Source organism: Pseudobutyrivibrio ruminis DSM 9787 (genome assembly GCF_900218035.1).
Classification (GTDB): Bacteria; Bacillota; Clostridia; order Lachnospirales; family Lachnospiraceae; genus Pseudobutyrivibrio; species Pseudobutyrivibrio ruminis.
Genome location: NZ_OBMR01000007.1, coordinates 173,417 through 195,229, shown reverse-complemented (window position 1 = coordinate 195,229; position 21,813 = coordinate 173,417). Strand labels below are relative to the sequence as shown.

Here is a 21,813-nt window from a genome sequence, read left to right as displayed (position 1 = left end):
ATGCATGAATTAGGTATTGTGTTTCATGTGGCGAAACAGGTAGAAGAGGTAGCTCAGGAGAATAATGCAGATCACATCAGTGAAGTAGTTCTTTCGATTGGTGAGGTATCTACAGTTATTCCGGACTATCTTATTGATTGCTGGGCTTGGAATGCTAAAAAGTATCCAAGACTTGATGGCAGCAAGCTTACTTGCGAAACTATTAAGGCAGTGACTTTCTGCGAGGATTGTAAACAGGAGTACGAGACAGTTGCTTACGGCAAAACATGTCCACATTGTGGCAGTGGCAACACTTATCTTGTTACAGGAAACGAGGTTATCCTCAAAGAGGTTATAGCTGACTAAAAGAGATGCAGTTCTTCAAATAAGCCTTGCTTGACAATATTTAAACTGTATGAAAGAATATAATACAGTTAAAACATTAAAGAGAAAACAGAAAAGTAGGCGACTTATTATGAAGAAAAAACTAATATCATTAGCATCAGTGGTGCTTAGTGTTTTTGTTTTATCCACTCAGGCAAATGCCACTACGCTTAGTCTTGTTTATACAGCATTGGGGGATAGTTTGACAGACCCAAACACATACGCTGGAAAGGATTGGACCACATATCCAGAATACTTGTGTACAGATATGCTTCAGTATGATGTGTATATGACACTTTGTAATCACGGTATTGGAGGTTACAAGACAGGGGATGTGCTTGAGCAGATTAAGACAGATGAGACTGTCATTAACGACATCAAGAATTCAAATGTAATTACATTACAGGTTGGTGCAAATAATATTACATATGCCATGATTTATAGTTTGGCAGATAGTGGATTGATTTCACTTCCATTTTATTATTATTTCCCACCAGAAACAGATATCCCTACATGTATTACACAGGCTACTGACGTACTTGCAGACAAAGACAACTACTATCATCAAACATACATTACTGGTGTAAAAGATGATTTAGATCAGATTATTTCTACTATCCGAGAGTACAACGCAGATGCAGATATCTACATAGCAACAGTATATTTTGAGCAGGAAACATTTACAAGAATGTTCCAGGATATGTTTGCTTTTACAACAGACGAAAGCGCATTGTTAGCTGAGCAGTATGGCGTGGCAGCTAATGAGGTTCAAAACTACTTTAAGGATGCAGCTGCTTATAATGACAAGGTATACTATGTAGATAATTCAGATTTGGCCAACATTTATTATTTCCAATATAATGAGGCAGGAGGAATAGCAGATATTCATCCAAATCAGAGTGGTCAAGTTGGATTAAAGAACGATTTTAAAAATGCATTTGGAGCAGGTAAAAAGGATCAGATTTTCACTACCACTACAAATGATTTTACAAGTCTAATTCAGAAAGTAACTGATGAATTATAAATAATATTTAAAACGAAAAAAGAACCTTTGGGTGGCTGAAGCCCAAGGTTCTTTTCTTTTGCACATCAACCGACATGCATTTGAAGGGAGAAAATATATGAACGGTCCGAATGACCAAGTAATTAACTAATTAAAAGAAGCAACATAGGTTGCAAATTAAGTTTAAGAAAGCCATGCTAATACACCATCTGGCTACACCAGAATATGGTCTGTAGTAGCCGTAGCTGGCACTTCTGTTTTCATACCAACCACTGGCAAAGTTGATGCTTTGCTCAAACTGTCTATATCTAAAGTTGCTTGGCTCTAATGCAATAGCCCTGGAAATGAATTCCCTGGCGTCATTTAAATTGCCAAGTCCCTGAGATGCTACTGAAGCGAAGAAATACCACTGCCCATTTCGGCCGCTGTCAGGAATGCTGTAAAGCACATTCATTGCGGCGGCAAACTGTCTGGCGTTGATATAGTTGGCAGCTGCCTGCATCTCTACTGAGCCAGCGCCCTGACTACCGTAGGAGTTATATCCGTAAGAGTAGTTGTCACTGTAGCTGTTAGAGTAGCTGCCATTTTGGCGCTCATCCATTATCTGGTTGTAAGCTGCCTGAATCTCTTTGAATTTTTCTTCTGCCTGAGCCTTGTTAGGATTATTGATATTGGCATCAGGATGATATTTTCTACTGAGATTTCTGTATGCTTTTTTTATTTCCTCATCTGAGGCGCCTCTTTCGACACCTAAAACGCTGTAAGGATTGAGCATTTATGGTTTCTCCTTTGGAGTGTTTTTCTTTATCTGCAGGTACTCGTATTTGGTCCATACACCTGTGTAGATAATGTTTCTAAGAATATCTGCATTCTCCACTATTGGCAATCGTTCAAAGGATTTTGCACATTCTGCCATGAGAGATGTGAGATTGATTCTCACGAAGGTTTCGAATTCCTTTGGCGACTCCTTCTTCATAAATGAAAGAGGGTTGTAGTTACCATTTTTTTCATCCTTCTTTAAATCTTCATAGGCATCAATGATATAAATGAACTTGCCCATATGAAAGCCCATACAGTGAAGGGTACAACTCCAATCGTCATCCTTCCAATTCATGAGAGTACCAAGCATTTCGCCGGTATAGCTGGAAACCTTATCAATGTTGGTTTCGCGGGCTTTTTCAGCAGCCGAAAGCTGCGCTATATATTTTTCAACAGCCGCAGTCTGCTTTGGATATTTATCCTTTATGCGATTGTAGTCTTTATTTAGACTATCAGCAGCCAGCTTTGAAATTTTAGAATTATCATCTTTATAATTATCCATAAGACTGTGATATGAGAGGATAATGTCCATGTCTGTAGCATATCTTATGGCGTCACTATTATAGAAATCTCTGACTTTGAATGGATGTATTAGGCAACGATGTGTGTCCTGACTGAGCTCAGGCTCGTACAGACTTTGCAGAAGTATAGCTAAAAAGCAAAGGTCGTAATTAAGCAAGAGTTGTCCCTTGAAACCGGCTTCCTTGCCAAGCTGATGACACAATCCACAGTAGAATTGTTGATATATTTTTTTGTCATCCTCTGAAAGCTGCTTTATATCAGCATTTATATATCCAAACAAAATCGATACCTTATCTATACCCTTTTAATAAATTGAGCGTGACATTTACTACATGTTACTTGTATTTTGCCTCTGCCTCTTGGGGCACGAAGCTTTTGTTTGCAGTTTGGGCATTTGAAAATTGCATATACCTTACGCTGCTCATAGTTTGCCTTTGTGCGAGAGAAGAATGTTTTTGCTTTATAAGGAAAGCTGGAAAACTTTCTTCGGATTCCTGCTGTCTTTTCAAGGAACTTTTGATTTTCGTAATAACGCTTTTGATAGTTCTTTGAAAGCATGCGCCAAACACTGTATACGAGGCAGGCCATTGCAATCAGATAGAAAATATTAGAACCTGTAATCATTGTGAGAAGCATAAGTATGAGAGCAATCCATGTGACTGTTCTGCCAAGTGCATCTACACCTGTTCTACCTGAGAAAAATTGTGCCATTTTATATCTGAAATCGTTCATTGTGGCCTCCTCATATCGGACGTAAATCCGTTGTTGTTTAGTTGCACTTTAACTGTTAAAATAGGGTTCGTCAACAGTTTGGAAAAGTATTTAATAAAAGTTTAAGATTTGATTTAGAATACTTGAAATAATATAATGGTTAGTGTAAACTAACTTTAGTTTAATAAGTTGCACTGAGGTAAGTTTTATGATAAGGTTTATGTGAAGTGGATTGTGTGCAACTGAAATTTTATTTCAAAATCCATTTAGTTTAGGAGGAGTTGTTTTGAGAACTTTTGTTAACGAATCAGCAGAAAATTATCTTGAGACTATACTTATGCTCAGCAAGAAATTACCAGTTGTTCGCTCGGTAGATGTTGCTAATGAATTGAACTTCAAAAAATCATCAGTCAGCATTGCTATGAAGAATCTTCGTGAAAAGAATCACATCACTGTTACAGATGCAGGTTATATATACCTTACAGATGAGGGCAAGGCTATTGCAGAGATGATTCTTGAACGTCACGAGTTCTTTACAGATGTCCTTGTAAAGCTTGGTGTAGACGAAGAAATCGCATCAGAGGACGCATGCAGAATTGAGCATGTTCTCAGCAAGGAAAGCTTTAAAGCAATCAAGGATTACGCAGAAAAAAATATTTTAAAATAATACTCCAGCCCTAAAACAGGGCTGGGTTTTTCTTAGTTTTATCAAGGGGTACTGAAGTATGGATATTATGGAAGCAGGCCAGAGAGAGCTTATTATTCAGCAGCTTAGAGAATCTGGTTGTCGAATTACAAAACAGAGATTAACAATCTTGGACATCATTTTAAATGGTGATCCATCATGTGTTAAGGAAATATATAGGGAAGCAGTTAAAAAGGATAAAAATATCGGTAGCGCCACTGTTTATCGTATGGTAAATACCCTTGAGGAAATCGGCGTAATCAATCGTAAAAACATGTATCAGGTCGATTGCAGCAACTGTGGACATCTTTGCGAGGATGCAGATTGTGATGACTCATGTCCAGGTGGTAGTTGTCCTGCATGTGAAACCAATGTTGTAGTTACATTGGATGATGATTCTAAAATCGTTATTGGAAGAGAAGAACTTAAGGATTTACTCTACGAAGGGCTCAAGGCTAAGGGCCGTATCAGTGGCCAGAAAATTTCTCGTTTGGCCATGTAGTTGATACCCTCAAATAGTTGAATTTATAGTTATTCTGATGTATTATTAAAAGGCTGTCAGTGTACTGACGGCCTTTAGTTATGTCAAATTTAGAAGAGGAGATACACAATGACTCAGTCACGTACACACAACTGTAACGAGCTTCGCCTTGCAGATGCAGGAAAAGAAGTTACTTTAGTTGGTTGGTTTGAAAACATTAGAAAGGTTTCGAAGAATCTTGGTTTCCTTATTCTTCGTGATTTTTACGGCACTACACAGGTAGTAGTAGAGACAGAAGACATGATGGCTATCATCGATTCTGTAAACAAGGAGTCTACAATCTCTGTAACAGGTACTGTTCGTGAGCGTTCTTCAAAGAACACAGAGCTCCCTACTGGCGAGATTGAGGTTGTTCCTACAGATATAAAAATTCTTGGTAAGTGTGACCACAATGAGCTTCCATTCGAGATTAACCGTTCAAAGGAAGCTGATGAAAATACACGTCTTAAGTATCGTTATCTTGATCTTCGTAACCCAGAGGTTAAGAGCAAGATTATTCTTCGTAGCAAAATCGTTGCAGAGCTTCGTAGCGCAATGATTGCTCACGATTTCATGGAGATTACAACTCCAATCCTTACATGCTCATCACCTGAGGGAGCACGTGATTACCTTGTTCCAGCACGTAATCACCCTGGCAAGTTCTATGCACTTCCACAGGCACCACAGCAGTTTAAGCAGATCCTTATGGCATCTGGTTTCGATAGATATTTCCAGATTGCACCATGTTTCCGTGATGAGGATGCTCGTGCAGACCGTTCTCCAGGAGAGTTCTACCAGCTCGATATGGAGATGGCATTTGCTTCTCAGGAAGACGTATTCGCAGTAGTAGAGGATGTACTTCCTCCAATCTTTGCTAAGTACGGTGTATACAAGAGCGCTTCAACAGCTCCATTCGTTCGTATCCCATATCTTGAGGCTATGGACAAGTACGGTTCTGATAAGCCAGATCTTCGTATCGACCTTGTTCTTCAGGATGCTACAGATGTTATGGCAGATTGTGGATTTGGCCCATTCGAGGGCAATGTTGTTAAGGCTATTGTTGTTGATAACCTTTCAGCTACACGTAAGCAGATTGATGCTATGATCGCTGAGGTAGAGGTTGCTACAGCTCAGAAGACATACTGGTTCAAGCTCGATGAAAACGGAGAGCTTGTTGGTGGTATCGCAAAGTTCCTTCAGGAGAGAAAGCAGGCTGTTATTGATAAGCTTGGTCTTAAGCCTGGTGATTTCGTTGGTCTTGCTGCAGGAAACCTTCTTACAGCTCAGAAGACAGCTGGTGTATTCAGAAAGCTTCTCGGCGCAGCTGCTGAGGGCCACATGAAGAAGGATACATACGAGTTCTGCTGGATCGTTGATTTTCCAATGTATGAAATCGGCGAGGAGTCAGGAGAGCTTGAGTTCTGCCACAACCCATTCTCAATGCCACAGGGCGGCAAGGAAGCTCTTCAGACACAGGAGCCACTTGATATCCTTGCATACCAGTACGACTTAGTATGTAACGGTGTTGAGCTTTCATCTGGTGCTATCAGAAACCATGATCCAGAAATCATGATTGAAGCATTCAAGCTTGTTGGGCTTGGTGAGGAAGATGTTAAGGCTAAGTTCCCTGCTATGTACAACGCATTTACTTATGGTGCACCACCACACGGAGGAATTGCTCCAGGTGTTGACCGTATGATTATGCTTATCGCTGGTGAGGAATCTATTCGTGAAATCATTCCATTCCCAATGAATAAGAATGCACAGGATATTATGATGGATGCACCTGCTACTGTAGATCAGAAGCAGCTTGACGATGTACACATCGCAATCGTAATGCCTAAAGAAGATTAATCTATACAATACAAAAGCCCCCAGTTACGGCTACAAGCCTATCGATTTCTCAATTCGACGGAATGTCTCATTTGAGAAATGATAGAGCTTGTGTCCTACTGGGGGCTTTCTTAGTTTTTGAATTATTTATTTATTTTTTGTATTACTGGATAGAATACTGTGCAGATTACCACGCCAAATGTGGCTTGGATAAGGTTTGGTATGATGCCAGCCAGTGAGGCGATTACACCAGCTTGCAAATCCGTTCCGTTTGCTATTGCAAGCATAAAAATTTCAAATATAAAATAACCAAATACCATAACAAGTTCCCCGATTATTCCACTCACAATTAATTGGGGCAATTCTGTTTTTGTAGAAATCACCTTCTTGAGCAATTTAAAAACCAGATAGGCAGTCAAGGCTGTTAAAGCTTTTATAATAAAGGTGGCTGGTACATAAACAAAATAGCCTCCAATTAAATCTGATAATGCAGAGCCGATTCCGGCTGCAAGAGTTCCCCATATTGGTCCCAACAGAAGACCTGATAGCAATACGAATCCATCGCCTGGATGAATGTATCCCATGGTAGGCGTTGGGATTTTTATAATCATTGTACCTACACAGGTGAGAGCGGAAAATAATGCGGCTGTTATCAAGGTGCGTGTATGATCTGAAGTGTTTACAGTTGATTTTGTTGCTGTGTTACTCATGTTTGTCCTCCCATTAAATAAATTCTGCGAAAAAGTACTTCCTCATTTGTTATGTTGGAGCTATAATATCACCAAACTGACATTACAAAAATACGCAAAACTAACTATTTTTTAGGGGACAGATATGAAAGTATACGAAAAGGTATGTGAATATTACATTAATCAAATGAAAGAGGGGGCCTTAAAACCTGGTGATAAAATGCCATCTATAAGGACTTCTGAAAAGATTCTTGGGGTTAGTCGTACTTCTATTGAGACCGGGTTTTTACAGCTGGCAGCCGATGGATATATTTATTCTGTTGAAAAGGTGGGCTATTTTGTTTCTGATATGTTGGAAAACAATAATGAGTCAGAGGAGCAGCTGACTCATATCACAAGTTCTGGCACTAAGCCTTATGAATACAATTTAGCTACTATAGGAGAGGACAAAACTGTATCATGCCTGAATTTATGGAGGAGATATATGAAATCTGCTCTAAGGCAGGAAGACAGGCTTCTGTCCTATGCTAATAATCAAGGCGAGTATGACTTGCGACAGGAAATAGCTGCCTATGTTAGGAAAAATAGAAATATTATTTGTAGTGCAGATGATGTTGTAATTGGAGCGGGCTTCCAAAATCTTTTGCAGATTCTAATTCCATTGATTCCGGGAGAAAAAACTATATCTTTTCCTACAAAGGATTTTATGGACGGAGCTATTCTGTTTAAGAGTGCAGGTTTTACTGTTAATTTTAGAGATAAGGAAAGTCATGTCATTTATGTAACTCCATCCTATATGACAAAATGGGGTGATGTTATGCCTATGAAACGACGTAGAGAGCTGGCAGAGCATGTGACAAAAAACAACCACCTTCTTATAGAGGATGATTATCAAAATGAATTCGTTTATTCCAGCAAACCTACACCTAGTCTTTATGCTATGACCGGTGGTGAGAATGTTGCTTTCTTAGGATCTTTTTCAAGAGTTTTGCTGCCTAGCGTAAGAATAAGTTTTTTGATACTTCCTAAAAAAGCCAGAAAAGAATACTTGCAGCTTAGAGGCTTGTATAACCAGACGGCTTCTAAAGCTGAGCAGATTGCATTGGCTCAGTTTCTAAGAGATGGGCATCTGGATAGACATATTAAAAAGATAAAACGTCTATACGATGATAAAAGAAATCTAATGTATGAAGCGCTTCAAAAACACTTCTCTGATAATGCAGAAATTATTATGGGTGAAAGTGGAATGGAAATGGCGGTGAAACTAAAAGGGGAGAAGGTTTGTGAAAAAATTGAGAATTCGCCAGTCGCAGTAAATGTCCTGGAAACCGCCGAGAATGCTGCAACTATATTAATTTCCTGCAGTAAAATTGAGTCTGAAAATATTAATAACGCCATCCAGAAATTAAATGATAGTTTACAAAAATAGTTTAGTATGGTAATGTACTAAAGTATAAGATAGTTTAGTGATTTATCACACTAAAGTGCGTTGGACATATTTTAGGAGGCGGATTATATGAAGAAGAGATTATTAGCTACTATTATGACTTTAACAATGGCTATGGGGTTTGTTGCATGCGGAGCGGACCAGACAAGCCAAACAGAGAATACATCTGATACAGCAGAAGCAACTGAATCAACTGAGTCAGCTGAAAGCGATGTAGCTTACATTCAGGAGAAGGGTAAGCTTATCGTTGGTATCACAGATTTTGCTCCTATGGACTACAAGGACGATAATGGTGATTGGATTGGCTTTGATGCTGATATGGCAAAGGCGGTAGCCGATAGCCTTGGTGTAGATGTAGAGTTTGTAGAAATCGATTGGGACAACAAAATCCTTGAGCTTGAGAACAAATCAATTGATGTTGTATGGAATGGTATGACATTGACTCCTGAGGTTACAAACGCAATGGAGACAACAAATGCATACTGCAATAACGCTCAGGTTATAGTTGTAAATGCTGACAAGGCTGATGCTGTAACATCTGTAGATGAAGCAAAGGAACTTAGCTTTGCTGTTGAGTCAGGTTCTGCTGGAGAGGCAGCTGCTACAGACAATGGCTTCGATTATGTAGCTGTAAAATCTCAGGCAGATGCAGTTATGGAAGTTGCTGCTGGCACATCTGATGCCTGCATCATCGATCTTCTTATGGCAGGTGCTATGGTTGGAGAGGGAACAAGCTATCCTGACCTTACACACACTGTAGAGCTTACAACAGAGGAGTATGGTGTTGGCTGCAGAAAGGGTTCTGATTTAGCTGCATATATTAACGATCAGTTCAAGGCTCTCTATGCAGATGGCACAATGACAGAAATTGCTGAAACATACGGTGTACAGGATGCCGTTGTAGAGCAGTAATCGAAAATTATAAAAAGGATTATTAACAACATGTTTTCAACGGTTACAATATCGCTTTTAGAGGGGTTCTTCGGAACCCTAAAGCTTTTTTCACTAACTTTATTATTCTCTTTACCACTAGGACTGATAATTAGCTTTGGTTCCATGAGCAGGACCTCTGTAGTGAGAATGCCTATAAGATTTATCATATGGGTGGTTCGAGGTACTCCGCTTATGTTACAGCTGCTGATTATTTTTTACGGCCCTGGCATATTCTTTGGCGTAAATTTGTGGGGTTCAGGAGATTCAGGCAGATTTACGGCAGCTCTTGTAGCTTTCGTAATCAATTATGCTTGCTACTTCAGTGAAATCTTCCGTGGAGGAATACAATCTATTCCAAAGGGACAGTATGAAGCTGCTGCGGTGCTTGGCCTTACAAGACAGCAAACTTTCTTTAGAATTATTCTTCTTCAGGTTGTAAAGAGAATTGTTCCACCTATCTCAAACGAAGTTATCACCCTTGTAAAGGATACATCTCTTGCCAGAGTTATAGCATTTTACGAAATCATTTGGGAAGGCGAGAGATTTATAAAGAGTGCTGGAATCATTTGGCCACTTTTCTATACTGGCGTATTCTATTTGATATTCAGCGGATTGCTTACATTACTTTTTGGCTATATAGAAAAGAAATTAGATTACTTTAAATAATGGATGTGAACTATGGCGATATTAGAAGTTAAAGATATTAGAAAAAGCTTTGATAGAGAAGAAATTCTAAAGGGCATTAGCTTTGATATGGAAAAGGGGCAGACTCTTTCTATTCTTGGAAGCTCTGGAAGTGGTAAGACAACCTTACTTAGATGCTTAAACTTCCTTGAAACTCCAGATTCAGGAACAATTACTGTTAATGGAAATCTTCTTTTTGATGGCAACAATAAACCAGGAAAAAATGAAAATTTAAGAGAAAAGAGATTGCACTTCGGAATGGTATTCCAGCAGTTCAATCTGTTCCCTCAGTATACAGCTTTAGAAAATGTTATTTTGGCTCCAAAGCTTGAAAACAATGGCAAAAGTCAGGCTGAAATTTTGGAAGAGGGAAAAATTCTTTTGAATAAAATGGGACTTTCGGATAGAATGGATAACTATCCGCACCAGTTATCTGGCGGTCAGCAGCAAAGAGTGGCAATAGCACGTGCCCTTGCACTCAAACCGGATATCCTTTGTTTTGACGAACCTACATCAGCTCTTGACCCAGAGCTTACAGGTGAGGTTTTAAAGGTTATCAGAGAGCTTGCAGACAATCACACAACCATGATTATCGTTACACATGAAATCGGTTTTGCCAGAGAAGTATCAGATGAAATCATTTTCATGGATGGCGGAGTGATAGCTGAGCAGGGAACTCCGGCTCAGGTTATCGACAATCCAGGGGAGGAACGAACTAGACAGTTCTTATCAAATTATCTTAAGTAGAGGAGAATAGAATGGCAACACTAGGAATAGTTATTGCAATTGTAGTGTACCTTGCGGCATTGCTTATTATGGGTGCCACTTTTGCAAAGGACAATCAAACTATTGGCGATTATTATTTAGGTGGTAGAAAGCTTGGACCATTTGTTACAGCAATGAGTGCTGAAGCATCAGATATGTCCTCATGGCTTTTGATGGGTCTTCCTGGAATCGCTTATGCATCAGGTATTTGTGATGTGTTCTGGACAGCGCTTGGCCTTGGAATTGGAACATATGTTAACTGGTTAATTGTTGCAAAAAGACTTCGCAAATATTCTGAGAAAAACAATTCGGTTACAATACCGGATTTCTTTGAACACAGATTCAGAGATAAAAGTCACATCTTGATGGTGGCATCGTCACTTATCATTGTAGTATTCTTTGTACCTTATGTAGGTTCGGGATTTGCTGCATGCGGCAAGCTTTTCTCATCATTGTTTGGGCTTGATTACACAATCGCAATGCTTGTATCAGCAGCAGTAATTATTGGATACACAGCTACTGGCGGATTTACAGCAGCATCAGTTACAGACTTTATCCAGTCAATTATTATGACGGTAGCTCTTATTGCAGTTGTTTGCTTTGGCTTATCAACTGTAGGAGGAGTAGCTACTGTTCAGGATTATTCACTTTCACTTGATGGTTATATTAGCCTTCTTGCTACACATGATTTTGAAGCGAGCAGCAGAGTATCATACGGTGGATTGATTACAATCATTTCTACAATGGCATGGGGATTGGGATATTTTGGAATGCCACATATCCTTCTTAGATTTATGGCAATCGAAGATCCAGAAAAGATTAAGCTTAGCCGTCGCATTTCTACCGTTTGGGTATTTATCGCAATGGGCGTAGCAATTTTTATCGGTGTTATGACAAGAACAATGGTGCACGCAGGTGCACTTCCAGAGCTTGAAGATTCAGAGAGAGCTATTGTTATCATTGCTCAGACATTGGCAGAGCATGGATTCTTAGCATCCCTTTTAGCAGGTGTTATTCTTGCAGGTATTCTGGCATGTACAATGTCTACCTGTGATTCTCAGATGCTTGCAGCATCTTCATCAGTTTCAGAAAACATTTTGCATGAGACTTTTGGAATCGAGCTTTCCGAGCACATGCAGATGGTAATGGCTAGAGTAGTACTTATCATCATTGCAGCCATCGGCGTTGTAATTGCTAGAGACCCTAACAGCTCTGTATTTGGAATTGTTTCATTTGCATGGGCAGGATTTGGCGCAGCTTTTGGACCAATAATGCTTTTAGCGCTGTTTTGGAAGAGAGCAAATAGATATGGCGCCATCGCAGGTATGATTGGCGGCGGTGTGATGATATTTGTTTGGAAATTCCTTATTAAGCCACTTGGCGGTGTATTTGGAATTTATGAATTGCTTCCAGGTTTCATCGTAGCCCTTGTGCTTTGCGTAGTGGTAAGTTTACTTACACCAGCTCCAGAGCAGGAAATAGTGGATGAGTTTAATTCCGTATCGTAATGCACGACTAAATACGAAGTAGAAAATCGTACAAAAATTAAGAAAGCCCCTAGTAGGCATCAAGCTCTGATAATTCTAAAGCGAGGCATGTCGCCGAGCGTAGAATTCATCAGGCTTGTAGCCGTAACTAGGGGCTTTCGTAATACTTTAATTAGCCTTCTACTGAGTAGTTAGGAGCTTCCTTTGTGATGTGAATATCATGAGGGTGAGATTCCTTAAGTGAAGCAGCAGAAATCTTAACGAATTTTCCACGCTCCTGAAGCTCTGGGATAGTAGGGCAACCACAGTAACCCATACCTGAACGGATACCACCGATGAGCTGGAAGATAACGTCCTCAAGGCTTCCCTTGTAAGCAACACGTCCTTCAACTCCTTCAGGAACAAGCTTCTTTGCACCTTCCTGGAAGTAACGATCCTTTGAACCGTTTTCCATAGCTGCAAGAGAACCCATACCACGGTATACCTTGTACTTACGACCCTGGAAGAGCTCGAATGAACCAGGAGCTTCATCACATCCAGCAAACATTGAACCCATCATACATACTGAACCACCAGCTGCAAGAGCCTTTGTCATATCACCTGAGTACTTGATACCACCATCAGCGATAAGTGGAATACCGTATTCCTTAGCAACTTCGTAGCATTCCATGATTGCAGAAATCTGTGGAACACCAATACCTGCAACGACACGTGTTGTACAGATAGAACCAGGTCCAATACCAACCTTAACAGCATCTGCGCCAGCTTCGATAAGAGCACGAGTAGCATCGCCGGTAGCAATATTTCCTGCGATAACCTGAAGATCAGGGTAAGCAGCCTTAACTTTCTTTACAGCATCGATAATGTTCTTTGAGTGACCGTGAGCTGAATCCATAACGATAACGTCAACCTGAGCGTTAACTAAGGCTTCAACACGTTCCATCATATTTCCAGTGATTCCAACACCAGCACCACAGAGAAGACGACCCTGGTCATCCTTTGCAGCGTTTGGATATTTAATCTGCTTCTCAATATCTTTAATTGTGATAAGTCCCTTGAGCTTGAAGTTTTCGTCTACGATAGGAAGCTTTTCTTTACGAGACTTTGCAAGAATTTCCTTTGCCTCTTCTAAAGAGATGCCTTCCTTTGCAGTGATAAGACCTTCTGAGGTCATTGATTCGCTAATTTTTTTAGAAAAGTCAGTTTCGAATTTAAGGTCACGATTGGTGATGATACCGATAAGTGTGCCGTCTTCCTTTGTGATAGGTACACCTGAGATTCTGAACTTACCCATAAGTTCGTTTGCTTCAGCAAGTGTGTTGTCTGGTCCTAAGAAGAATGGGTCAGTGATAACGCCGTTCTCAGAACGCTTAACTCTGTCTACTTCTTCAGCCTGAGCTTCGATAGACATATTCTTATGGATGATACCGATACCACCCTGACGTGCCATAGCGATTGCCATGCGGGATTCTGTAACAGTATCCATAGCAGCACTCATCATAGGAATGTTGAGTTTAATTTTTTTAGTTAAGTTAGTGTGAAGATCAATAAGATTTGGAGTTACTTCCGAATACTGAGGAACCAGTAAGACGTCGTCGAAAGTAATGCCATCACCAATAATCGATGCCATAAAACAACCTCTCTTTCTTTAATGAACATAAATTTTTTAAAATTATATTTAACAAAGTTCCGTTAGTCAATAAAATTATTTGAATAAATATGCTGATTTTTTGTTATTGGAAGAAAGTTTTTTTGACATGTAACTCTATGAAAGACAAATGTCCGCCTGTGAGGATAAAAACAAAAAGATTTTACAATTTTGTACTCTAAAATAAACAGAAATGATACCTTGTTCTGTTGAAAAAATTTTTCATTAGTTCTATCATAAAATTACGACATTGTGGGGTTGGGGCCGGTGTTATATTCTCCAATCCTAGTAACTATAAAATGTCCTATATAATAAGGAGGATTTAAAAATGCCAAGAGCAAAACAGTCTATGGATGGTAACCAGGCTGCAGCACACGTTGCTTATGCGTTTACAGACGTCGCTGCTATTTACCCTATCACACCATCCAGCCCAATGGCCGACTTTGTTGATCAGTGGTCAGCAGCAGGCCTTGAAAACATTTTTGGAAATCAAGTAAAGGTTGTAGAGATGGAGTCTGAGGCAGGTGCCGCAGGTGCCGTTCACGGTTCACTTGGTGCAGGTGCACTCACAACTACATTCACAGCTTCACAGGGTCTTCTTCTTATGATCCCTAATATGTACAAGATCGCTGCAGAGCAGCTTCCTTGTGTATTTGATGTATCAGCTCGTACAGTTGCTACTCAGTCACTTAACATCTTTGGTGATCATTCCGATGTTTACGCTTGTCGTCAGACAGGTTTCGCTATGCTCGCTGAGACAAATCCACAGGAAGTAATGGATCTTGCTCCAGTAGCTCACCTTGCAGCTATCGAGGGTAAGGTACCTGTACTTAACTTCTTCGATGGTTTCCGTACATCACACGAAATCCAGAAGATCGAGAAGTGGGATTATGCAGATCTCAAAGAGATGGTTAACATGGATGCTATCAACGAGTTCAGAGCACGCGCTCTTAACCCAGAGCACCCAACAATGCGTGGTTCTCACGAAAACGGAGACGTTTTCTTCCAGCATAGAGAAGCATGCAACACATACTATGATAACTTCCCAGCAGTTGTTCAGAAGTACATGGACAAGGTAAATGCAAAGCTCGGTACAGATTACAAGCTTTTCAACTACTATGGTGCTGCTGATGCAGATAGAATTATCATCGCTATGGGTTCTATCAACGACGTTGCAGAAGAGGTTATTGATTACCTCAACGCACACGGCGAGAAGGTTGGTGTACTTAAGGTTCGTCTTTACAGACCTTGGTCATCAGAGGCATTCCTTGCTGCTCTTCCAAAGACAGTTAAGAAGATTGCTATCCTTGATAGAACAAAGGAGCCAGGTGCTCTTGCAGATCCACTTTACCTTGATGTTGCTACAACACTTCGTGAAGCAGGTCTTAACGACATTACAATTTGTGGTGGTAGATATGGTCTTGGATCAAAGGATACTCCACCTTCATCAGTATTCGCTGTATACAAGGAACTCGAGAAGGATGCTCCAAAGGCTAGATTTACAATCGGTATCGTAGATGATGTTACTAACCTTTCACTTCCAGAGGTTAAGCCAGCTCCTATTACATCAGCTCCTGGTACAAAGGAGTGCAAGTTCTGGGGTCTTGGTGGTGACGGTACTGTAGGTGCTAACAAGAACTCTACAAAGATCATCGGTGACCACACAGATAAGTACATCCAGGCATACTTCCAGTATGATTCAAAGAAGACTGGTGGTGTTACAATTTCTCACTTGAGATTTGGTGACAACCCAATCAAGTCTCCATACTATATTAACCAGGCTGACTTCGTAGCTTGCCACAACCCAGCATACGTTACACAGGGTATGAAGATGGTACAGGATGTTAAGCCAGGCGGAGTATTCATGATTAACTGCCAGTGGTCAGATGAGGAGCTCGAGAAGCACCTTAACGCTGAGGCAAAGAAGTACATCGCTGACAACAACATCCAGCTTTACACAATCAACGCTATCGACAAGGCTATCGAAATCGGTATGGGTAAGCGTACAAACACAATCCTTCAGTCAGCTTTCTTCAAGCTTGCTGATGTAATGCCTATCGACGAGGCTGTTGAGTACATGAAGGCAGCTGCTAAGAAGTCATACGGTAAGAAGGGTGACGATGTTGTTCAGATGAACTACAACGCTATCGACGCTGGTGTAGATGCTGTACATAAGGTTAACGTTCCAGATTCATGGAAGAACCCAGCAGCAGATCCTGCTAAGCCAGCACTTGAGGGTCGTCCAGAGGTTGTTAAGATGGTTAAGAACCTCCTCGAGCCTATTTCAAAGATGGATGGAGATTCACTTCCAGTATCTGCATTCTCTGAGAATCCAAACGGACAGTTCGAGCTTGGTGCTGCAGCTTACGAGAAGCGTGGTACAGCCGTAACAGTTCCTACATGGGATGAGACAAAGTGTATCCAGTGTAACCAGTGTGCATTCGTATGTTCACACGCTACAATCCGCCCATTCCTTCTTTCTGAGGATGAGGTTAAGGCAGCTCCAGCAAACATTAAGCTTGCTGATACAAAGCCAAAGGCTTCTGAGTACAAGTACACAATGTCTGTATCTCCACTTGACTGTATGGGATGTGGTGAGTGTACAACTGTATGTCCAGTTGGTGCTATCACAATGGTTCCACAGGCAGAAGAAGCAGACGAGCAGCCAGTATTCAACTACTTAGTAGCTAATGTTGGACGTAAGGAAGCAGCAGGTTCTGACCTTACAGTTAAGGGTTCTCAGTTCAACCAGCCACTCCTTGAGTTCTCAGGATCATGTGCAGGTTGTGCAGAGACTTCATACGCAAGACTTATCACACAGCTCTTTGGTGAGCATATGTATATTTCAAACGCTACAGGATGTTCTTCAATTTGGGGTGGTCCTGCAGCTACATCACCATTCACAGTTAACAAGGATTCTAAGAAGGGTCCAGCATGGTGTAACTCACTCTTCGAGGACAACGCACAGCACGGTTTAGGTATGGAAGTTGGACAGAAGTACCTCCGCGAGCGCGCTATCGAGTCTGCTAAGAAGGCAGCTGAGGCTGGTTCTGCAGAGCTTAAGGCAGCATTTGCTAAGTTTGAAGAGACAATCAACAGCACACGTGAGAACGGTGCAGCAACAGACGTACTCGTAGCTGAGCTCGAGAAGAACGGTTCTGAGGACGCTAAGGCAGCACTTGCTCTTAAGGATTACCTCGCTAAGAAGTCTGTATGGATCTTCGGTGGTGACGGTTGGGCATACGATATCGGATTCGGCGGTCTTGATCACGTACTTGCTTCTGGTGAGAACGTTAACGTTATGGTATTCGATACAGAGATGTACTCTAACACAGGTGGACAGGCTTCTAAGGCTTCTAACATCGGTGAAGTTTGCCAGTTCGCTGCATCAGGTAAGGAGATGTCTAAGAAGTCTCTTTCTGAGATCGCTATGTCATACGGTTATGTATATGTAGCACAGATCGCTCTTGGTGCTAACATGGCTCAGGCTGTTAAGGTTCTTGCTGAGGCAGAAGCTTACAACGGACCTTCACTTATCATCGGATACGCTCCATGTGAGCTTCACGGTGTTAAGGGTGGTATGAACCACTGCCAGGATGAGATGAAGAAGGCTGTAGAGGCTGGTTACTGGAACCTCTTCTCATTCAACCCAGACCTTAAGAAGGAAGGAAAGAATCCATTCACTCTTACTTCTAAGGAAGGTGACTACAGCAAGTATCAGGACTTCCTTGCAAACGAGACACGTTACTCTCGTCTTACAAAGGCATTCCCAGAGCGTGCTGAGAAGCTCTTCGCACTCAACGAGGAGACAGCTAAGGAGCGTTACGCTCACCTTAAGAAGTTAGTAGATCTTTACTCATAAGATTTAACTTTTTACCCCGCACAGAAATGTGCGGGGTTTTTTGTTGCGTTCTTTAACGGTGTTTGATAAAATATAACTATATATTGTGTAGAGGTAGCACAGTAACTAACAAGCTATTGTTATACTCAAGCGAGACGTGTTGTCGAGCGGAGTATAATTATGCTTGTGAGTGTAACTGTGCGAGCCGTAGACTAGGATTTTTAGGGAGGGTTTTATGAAGTGTCCTTTTTGTGGTAGTAATGATACTAGCGTAATTGACTCAAGACCTGCAGATGACAACACATCAATCAGACGTAGACGTTCATGTCCGGAGTGCGGCAAGCGTTTTACAACATACGAAAAGGTAGAAACAATTCCTTTGATCGTTATTAAAAAGGATAATAACCGCGAGCCATACGACAGAACAAAGATTGAAAAAGGCGTGCTTATTGCTTGCCGTAAGCGTCCTGTTGCTGCAGCTCAGATTTCAAAAGTAGTAGACGAAATCGAAACAGAAATCTTTTCATTAGAAGAAAAAGAGATTCCTAGCACCAAAATCGGAGAGATTGTAATGGAACATCTTGAAGCAGTGGATCCTGTTGCTTATGTGCGTTTCGCATCAGTTTACCGTGAGTTTAAGGATGTTGATACATTTATGGATGAGTTGAAGAGGGTATTGGATAAATAAACTCGTTTTGTGGAAGGGGTTAAGTATTTGCTTATCTGGTCGATATAAGATAAGTAAGCAAATATGGAGAGTTATTTTTAATGAACATTTCAGGAATTCGCCCATCGATTGGGTTTTATGATCAAAATTCCATAAGAATAAGGCCTGAACTTAGTTCAATGTCTGTTGAAGAAACTGTTACGGACATTCCTGAGGAGTCTTCATCAGCTTCAGTTACTGAAGAGGATATTGCAGCCGCTAGAAGCAATCAGACATTTGGTTCTTACGACTTTGCTACTCAGTACAAGCCAGGCACTGTATACGATATGAAGGGATCCGATAGTGATATCAAATCACTTGATGTTGAAAAAGCAGTTAGTGATATGGAAAAGGACTCAGCAATTCATCGTTATCAGTATTTCGTAGCTAATAAAGCTACAGCTACTACAGAGACTACACCAGTCAGAGGAACGGAAAATTTCTCATTATAATAGCATTTTATGAGCACATCAATTGATGTGCTCTTTTTATTGTGCTAAAATCGAGCCTATGAGTAAAAGAAATTTATATCCAAATGATTATATTAAAAGCACATACGATATCGACTTTGCTAAATTATACGAAGAAGGATATCGTGGAGTTATTTTTGATGTGGACAATACACTTGTACCACACAACGCACCAGCGGATGATAGAGCAAAAGCCTTATTTAGAGAACTTCATGAAATTGGTTTTCAGGCATTGCTTCTATCTAATAATAAAGAACCAAGAGTAAAGACCTTTAAAGAGGCAGTTGAATACTGCACATACATTTATAAGGCTGGAAAGCCTGGCACAGCTGGCTACAAAAAGGCCATGGAGCAGATGGGCACAGATGTTACAAGCACAATCTTCGTGGGAGATCAGATTCTCACAGATGTGTGGGGCGCTAATAGAGCTGGCATTCGCTCAGTAATGGTTCAGCCAGTTAAAAAATGGCACGAAGAAATCCAAATTATCTTTAAAAGATTCTTGGAAGCCATCATTCTTCTTGGTTACAGAATTTACAAATTATATGGAACAGACATAAATAAAGTACCTACTAAAAGTTCAAAAGGAGAATAAAAATGAAAATCGTAATTGCAAATGATCATGCAGCTGTAGATTTAAAAAAAGAGGTAAAGGAATATATTGAAAGCCTTGGACATGAGGTTATTAATATAGGAACAGATTCAAACGAAAGCTGTCATTATCCAGAATACGGAGCAAAGGCTGCTCGTATGGTTGCTTCAGGAGAGGTTGATTTAGGTGTTCTCATTTGTGGTACAGGTGTTGGTATTTCACTTGCAGCAAACAAAATCAAAGGCATTCGTTGTGGAGTTTGTTCAGAGACCACAACAGCTCGCCTTATCCGTCAGCACAACAATGCAAACATGATTGCTTTCGGTGCAAGAATCGTTGGAAACGAGCTTGCAAAGGATATCGTTAAAAGCTTCTTAGAGGCAGAATTCGAAGGCGGCGGAAGACATCAGACAAGAATTGATATGATAACAGCTATTGAAAATGAGGCTTAAGTCTGATATAATTTGTCAGTCTGCGTAGTATAACGTACATAAAAGACTTTATAGTCTACCTATATATATGTTAGAGGAGGAATATTAATAAATGAACGTACAGGTAGAAAATCTTGAAAAGAACATGGCAAAGCTCACTATCACAGTTGATGCAGCTGAGTTAGAAAAGGCTATTACAAAGGCATATAATAAGCAGAAAAACAGCATCTCTGTTCCTGGTTTCCGTAAGGGAAAGGTACCACAGAACATGGTTGAAAAGATGTATGGTGCAGAGATTTTCTATGAGGACGCTGCTAATATTATTATGCAGGATACATATCCACAGGCTTATGACGAGTCAAAGCTTGATATCGTATCTCAGCCAAAGATTGATATTACTCAGCTCGAAAAGGGCAAGGACTTCATCTACACCGCAGAAGTTGCTGTTAAGCCAGAAGTTAAGCTTGGTAAGTACAAGGGTGTATCTGTAACAAAGATCGATTCAAAGGTTACAGCTACAGAAGTTAACAACACAATTAAGGCAGAGCTTGAGAGAGCTGCTCGTACAGTTACAAAGACAGGCAAGGCTGCTAAGGGTGATACAACTGTTATCGATTTCGAAGGCTTCATCGATGGTGTTGCATTCGAAGGTGGTAAGGGCGAGAACTATGACCTTGAGCTTGGTTCTGGTTCATTCATTCCTGGTTTCGAAGATCAGCTTATCGGCCACAAGGCTGGTGAGGATGTTGACGTTGAGGTTACATTCCCTGAGAACTATCAGGCAGAGGATCTTGCAGGTAAGCCAGCAGTATTCAAGTGCCACATCCACGAAGTAAAGGGCAAGGATATCCCTAAGCTTGATGACGAGTATGTAGCAGATACTACAGAGTTCGAAACAGTAGAAGAGTACAAGGCTTCTGTTAAGGAACGTCTTGAGAACAATAAGAAGGCAGAAGGCCGTCGTGCACAGGAAGATGAAGCTATCGCAAAGATCGTTGAGGATTCAGAGATGGAAATTCCTGATGCAATGCTTGACTATCAGGTAGAAAACATGATCAACGACTTCGCTAACAACATGGCACAGCAGGGTCTTTCACTTCAGCAGTACATGCAGTTCACAGGTATGACAATGGATTCATTCCGTGAGCAGGTTCGCCCAGATGCACTTTCACGTACACAGTCTTCACTTGTACTTGAGGCAATTGCAAAGGCAGAAAAGATCGAAGTAGCTGACGCTGATGTTGATGCTAAGCTTGAGGAAATGTCTAAGCAGTACGGCATGGAGCTTGATCAGATCAAGAATCTTGTTGGTGAGTCTGAGAAGGAGTCTATGAAGAAGGATATTGCTATCGAAAAGGCAATCGAGCTTATCATGGACAACGTTAAGGAATCTGCTAGAAAGAAGGCTACAAAGAAGGCTGATGATGCTGAGGCAGATGCAGCTGAGGAGAAGCCAGCAAAGAAGACAACAGCTAAGAAGACTACTACAAAGAAGACAACAAAGAAGGCTGATGACGCAGAATAATTAGTGTCTGACATCTTATAAAAGTATTAAAATTTTGTAAAATCAAAGACATTAGATTTAAAAACATATATAATATCCTTGTGTTGAAAAACATCTAGGAAGTTAATACACTAGCCTGAGCATACGCTCGGGCTAGGTT

At 40.7% G+C, this 21,813-nt stretch carries 20 protein-coding genes and 1 pseudogene; 16 read left to right on the top strand and 5 right to left on the bottom strand.

Translation table 11 applies throughout. The annotated features are described in order from the left end of the window. Positions 1-345 (top strand): hydrogenase maturation nickel metallochaperone HypA, encoded by a 345-nt coding sequence (locus CRN97_RS08450; RefSeq protein ID WP_033154545.1) that lies wholly within the window; start codon positions 1-3, stop codon positions 343-345. 109 nt (positions 346-454) lie between these two features. Continuing rightward, positions 455-1,387, top strand: coding sequence for an SGNH/GDSL hydrolase family protein (locus CRN97_RS08445; RefSeq protein ID WP_179670716.1), 933 nt, complete (start codon positions 455-457; stop codon positions 1,385-1,387). Between the two features lie 130 nt (positions 1,388-1,517). Here the strand turns inward: CRN97_RS08445 and CRN97_RS08440 are convergent, their stop codons facing one another. The 3 genes from CRN97_RS08440 to CRN97_RS08430 are packed head-to-tail and all read right to left on the bottom strand — an operon-like array spanning position 1,518 to position 3,439. Continuing rightward, complete coding sequence (locus CRN97_RS08440; protein WP_097076560.1) at positions 1,518-2,141, bottom strand: J domain-containing protein; 624 nt, start codon at positions 2,139-2,141, stop codon at positions 1,518-1,520. Continuing rightward, positions 2,142-2,987: a DUF5685 family protein gene (locus tag CRN97_RS08435; protein ID WP_097076559.1), complete on the bottom strand. Its 846-nt coding sequence runs from the start codon at positions 2,985-2,987 to the stop codon at positions 2,142-2,144. Between the two features lie 14 nt (positions 2,988-3,001). Further along, the gene (locus tag CRN97_RS08430) at positions 3,002-3,439 is read right to left on the bottom strand and encodes a zf-TFIIB domain-containing protein (RefSeq protein ID WP_242962040.1); all 438 of its coding nucleotides are present in this window, start codon (positions 3,437-3,439) and stop codon (positions 3,002-3,004) included. Between the two features lie 265 nt (positions 3,440-3,704). Here CRN97_RS08430 and CRN97_RS08425 point away from each other — a divergent pair, with 265 nt between their 5' ends. The 3 genes from CRN97_RS08425 to aspS all read left to right on the top strand — a co-directional run bounded on the left by CRN97_RS08425 (position 3,705) and on the right by aspS (position 6,477). Beyond that, on the top strand, positions 3,705-4,085 hold the full coding sequence (locus CRN97_RS08425) for a metal-dependent transcriptional regulator (RefSeq protein WP_033154541.1): 381 nt from the start codon (positions 3,705-3,707) through the stop codon (positions 4,083-4,085). A gap of 58 nt (positions 4,086-4,143) precedes the next feature. After that, the gene (locus tag CRN97_RS08420; RefSeq protein ID WP_074791904.1) at positions 4,144-4,605 is read left to right on the top strand and encodes a Fur family transcriptional regulator; all 462 of its coding nucleotides are present in this window, start codon (positions 4,144-4,146) and stop codon (positions 4,603-4,605) included. A gap of 108 nt (positions 4,606-4,713) precedes the next feature. Then, a complete protein-coding gene (aspS, locus tag CRN97_RS08415; RefSeq protein ID WP_090394631.1) occupies positions 4,714-6,477 on the top strand; it encodes an aspartate--tRNA ligase in 1,764 nt (587 codons plus the stop codon). Positions 6,478-6,599: 122 nt separating this feature from the next. Here the strand turns inward: aspS and CRN97_RS08410 are convergent, their stop codons facing one another. Then, a complete protein-coding gene (locus CRN97_RS08410) occupies positions 6,600-7,166 on the bottom strand; it encodes an ECF transporter S component (protein ID WP_097076558.1) in 567 nt (188 codons plus the stop codon). A 124-nt stretch (positions 7,167-7,290) separates the two neighbouring features. Here CRN97_RS08410 and pdxR point away from each other — a divergent pair, with 124 nt between their 5' ends. The 5 genes from pdxR (at position 7,291) to CRN97_RS08385 (ending at position 12,482) form a co-directional block, all read left to right on the top strand. After that, on the top strand, positions 7,291-8,574 hold the full coding sequence (gene pdxR, locus CRN97_RS08405; protein WP_097076557.1) for a MocR-like pyridoxine biosynthesis transcription factor PdxR: 1,284 nt from the start codon (positions 7,291-7,293) through the stop codon (positions 8,572-8,574). A gap of 87 nt (positions 8,575-8,661) precedes the next feature. Then, the gene (locus tag CRN97_RS08400) at positions 8,662-9,504 is read left to right on the top strand and encodes a transporter substrate-binding domain-containing protein (RefSeq protein WP_090394634.1); all 843 of its coding nucleotides are present in this window, start codon (positions 8,662-8,664) and stop codon (positions 9,502-9,504) included. Between the two features lie 30 nt (positions 9,505-9,534). Next, positions 9,535-10,191, top strand: a complete 657-nt coding sequence (locus tag CRN97_RS08395) for an amino acid ABC transporter permease (protein ID WP_044938287.1) — start codon at positions 9,535-9,537, stop codon at positions 10,189-10,191. Positions 10,192-10,203: 12 nt separating this feature from the next. After that, positions 10,204-10,956 carry an amino acid ABC transporter ATP-binding protein gene (locus CRN97_RS08390; RefSeq protein ID WP_044938284.1) on the top strand — a complete coding sequence of 251 codons (753 nt, stop codon included), beginning with the start codon at positions 10,204-10,206 and terminating at the stop codon, positions 10,954-10,956. Between the two features lie 11 nt (positions 10,957-10,967). Further along, the gene (locus tag CRN97_RS08385; protein WP_074791894.1) at positions 10,968-12,482 is read left to right on the top strand and encodes a sodium/proline symporter; all 1,515 of its coding nucleotides are present in this window, start codon (positions 10,968-10,970) and stop codon (positions 12,480-12,482) included. A gap of 151 nt (positions 12,483-12,633) precedes the next feature. Here CRN97_RS08385 and guaB read toward each other — a convergent pair whose 3' ends face one another. Continuing rightward, on the bottom strand, positions 12,634-14,091 hold the full coding sequence (gene guaB / locus CRN97_RS08380) for an IMP dehydrogenase (protein WP_090480289.1): 1,458 nt from the start codon (positions 14,089-14,091) through the stop codon (positions 12,634-12,636). Between the two features lie 346 nt (positions 14,092-14,437). Between guaB and nifJ the strand changes: the two genes are divergently transcribed. The 6 genes and pseudogenes from nifJ to tig all read left to right on the top strand — a co-directional run. Next, positions 14,438-17,971 (top strand): pyruvate:ferredoxin (flavodoxin) oxidoreductase, encoded by a 3,534-nt coding sequence (nifJ, locus tag CRN97_RS08375; RefSeq protein WP_090394636.1) that lies wholly within the window; start codon positions 14,438-14,440, stop codon positions 17,969-17,971. Positions 17,972-18,185: 214 nt separating this feature from the next. Then, a complete protein-coding gene (nrdR, locus tag CRN97_RS08370) occupies positions 18,186-18,638 on the top strand; it encodes a transcriptional regulator NrdR (protein ID WP_074791890.1) in 453 nt (150 codons plus the stop codon). An 80-nt stretch (positions 18,639-18,718) separates the two neighbouring features. Continuing rightward, positions 18,719-19,108 (top strand): hypothetical protein, encoded by a 390-nt coding sequence (locus CRN97_RS08365; protein WP_097076556.1) that lies wholly within the window; start codon positions 18,719-18,721, stop codon positions 19,106-19,108. A gap of 58 nt (positions 19,109-19,166) precedes the next feature. Continuing rightward, positions 19,167-19,721: a YqeG family HAD IIIA-type phosphatase gene (locus CRN97_RS08360; protein WP_097076599.1), complete on the top strand. Its 555-nt coding sequence runs from the start codon at positions 19,167-19,169 to the stop codon at positions 19,719-19,721. 2 nt (positions 19,722-19,723) lie between these two features. Beyond that, positions 19,724-20,170, top strand: coding sequence for a ribose 5-phosphate isomerase B (rpiB, locus tag CRN97_RS08355; protein WP_074791886.1), 447 nt, complete (start codon positions 19,724-19,726; stop codon positions 20,168-20,170). 91 nt (positions 20,171-20,261) lie between these two features. Beyond that, positions 20,262-21,584 (top strand): annotated as a pseudogene (gene tig, locus CRN97_RS08350) (trigger factor); the annotation flags it as partial. Positions 21,585-21,813: the final 229 nt, after the last annotated feature.

Coding starts and splice junctions, on each gene's coding strand:
- CRN97_RS08450 (WP_033154545.1), top strand. CDS start 1: ATGCATGAATTAGGTATTGTGTTTCATGTGGCGAAACAGGTAGAAGAG.
- CRN97_RS08445 (WP_179670716.1), top strand. CDS start 455: ATGAAGAAAAAACTAATATCATTAGCATCAGTGGTGCTTAGTGTTTTT.
- CRN97_RS08440 (WP_097076560.1), bottom strand. CDS start 2,141: ATGCTCAATCCTTACAGCGTTTTAGGTGTCGAAAGAGGCGCCTCAGAT.
- CRN97_RS08430 (WP_242962040.1), bottom strand. CDS start 3,439: ATGAACGATTTCAGATATAAAATGGCACAATTTTTCTCAGGTAGAACA.
- CRN97_RS08420 (WP_074791904.1), top strand. CDS start 4,144: ATGGATATTATGGAAGCAGGCCAGAGAGAGCTTATTATTCAGCAGCTT.
- aspS (WP_090394631.1), top strand. CDS start 4,714: ATGACTCAGTCACGTACACACAACTGTAACGAGCTTCGCCTTGCAGAT.
- CRN97_RS08410 (WP_097076558.1), bottom strand. CDS start 7,166: ATGAGTAACACAGCAACAAAATCAACTGTAAACACTTCAGATCATACA.
- pdxR (WP_097076557.1), top strand. CDS start 7,291: ATGAAAGTATACGAAAAGGTATGTGAATATTACATTAATCAAATGAAA.
- CRN97_RS08400 (WP_090394634.1), top strand. CDS start 8,662: ATGAAGAAGAGATTATTAGCTACTATTATGACTTTAACAATGGCTATG.
- CRN97_RS08395 (WP_044938287.1), top strand. CDS start 9,535: ATGTTTTCAACGGTTACAATATCGCTTTTAGAGGGGTTCTTCGGAACC.
- CRN97_RS08390 (WP_044938284.1), top strand. CDS start 10,204: ATGGCGATATTAGAAGTTAAAGATATTAGAAAAAGCTTTGATAGAGAA.
- CRN97_RS08385 (WP_074791894.1), top strand. CDS start 10,968: ATGGCAACACTAGGAATAGTTATTGCAATTGTAGTGTACCTTGCGGCA.
- guaB (WP_090480289.1), bottom strand. CDS start 14,091: ATGGCATCGATTATTGGTGATGGCATTACTTTCGACGACGTCTTACTG.
- nifJ (WP_090394636.1), top strand. CDS start 14,438: ATGCCAAGAGCAAAACAGTCTATGGATGGTAACCAGGCTGCAGCACAC.
- nrdR (WP_074791890.1), top strand. CDS start 18,186: ATGAAGTGTCCTTTTTGTGGTAGTAATGATACTAGCGTAATTGACTCA.
- CRN97_RS08365 (WP_097076556.1), top strand. CDS start 18,719: ATGAACATTTCAGGAATTCGCCCATCGATTGGGTTTTATGATCAAAAT.
- CRN97_RS08360 (WP_097076599.1), top strand. CDS start 19,167: ATGAGTAAAAGAAATTTATATCCAAATGATTATATTAAAAGCACATAC.
- rpiB (WP_074791886.1), top strand. CDS start 19,724: ATGAAAATCGTAATTGCAAATGATCATGCAGCTGTAGATTTAAAAAAA.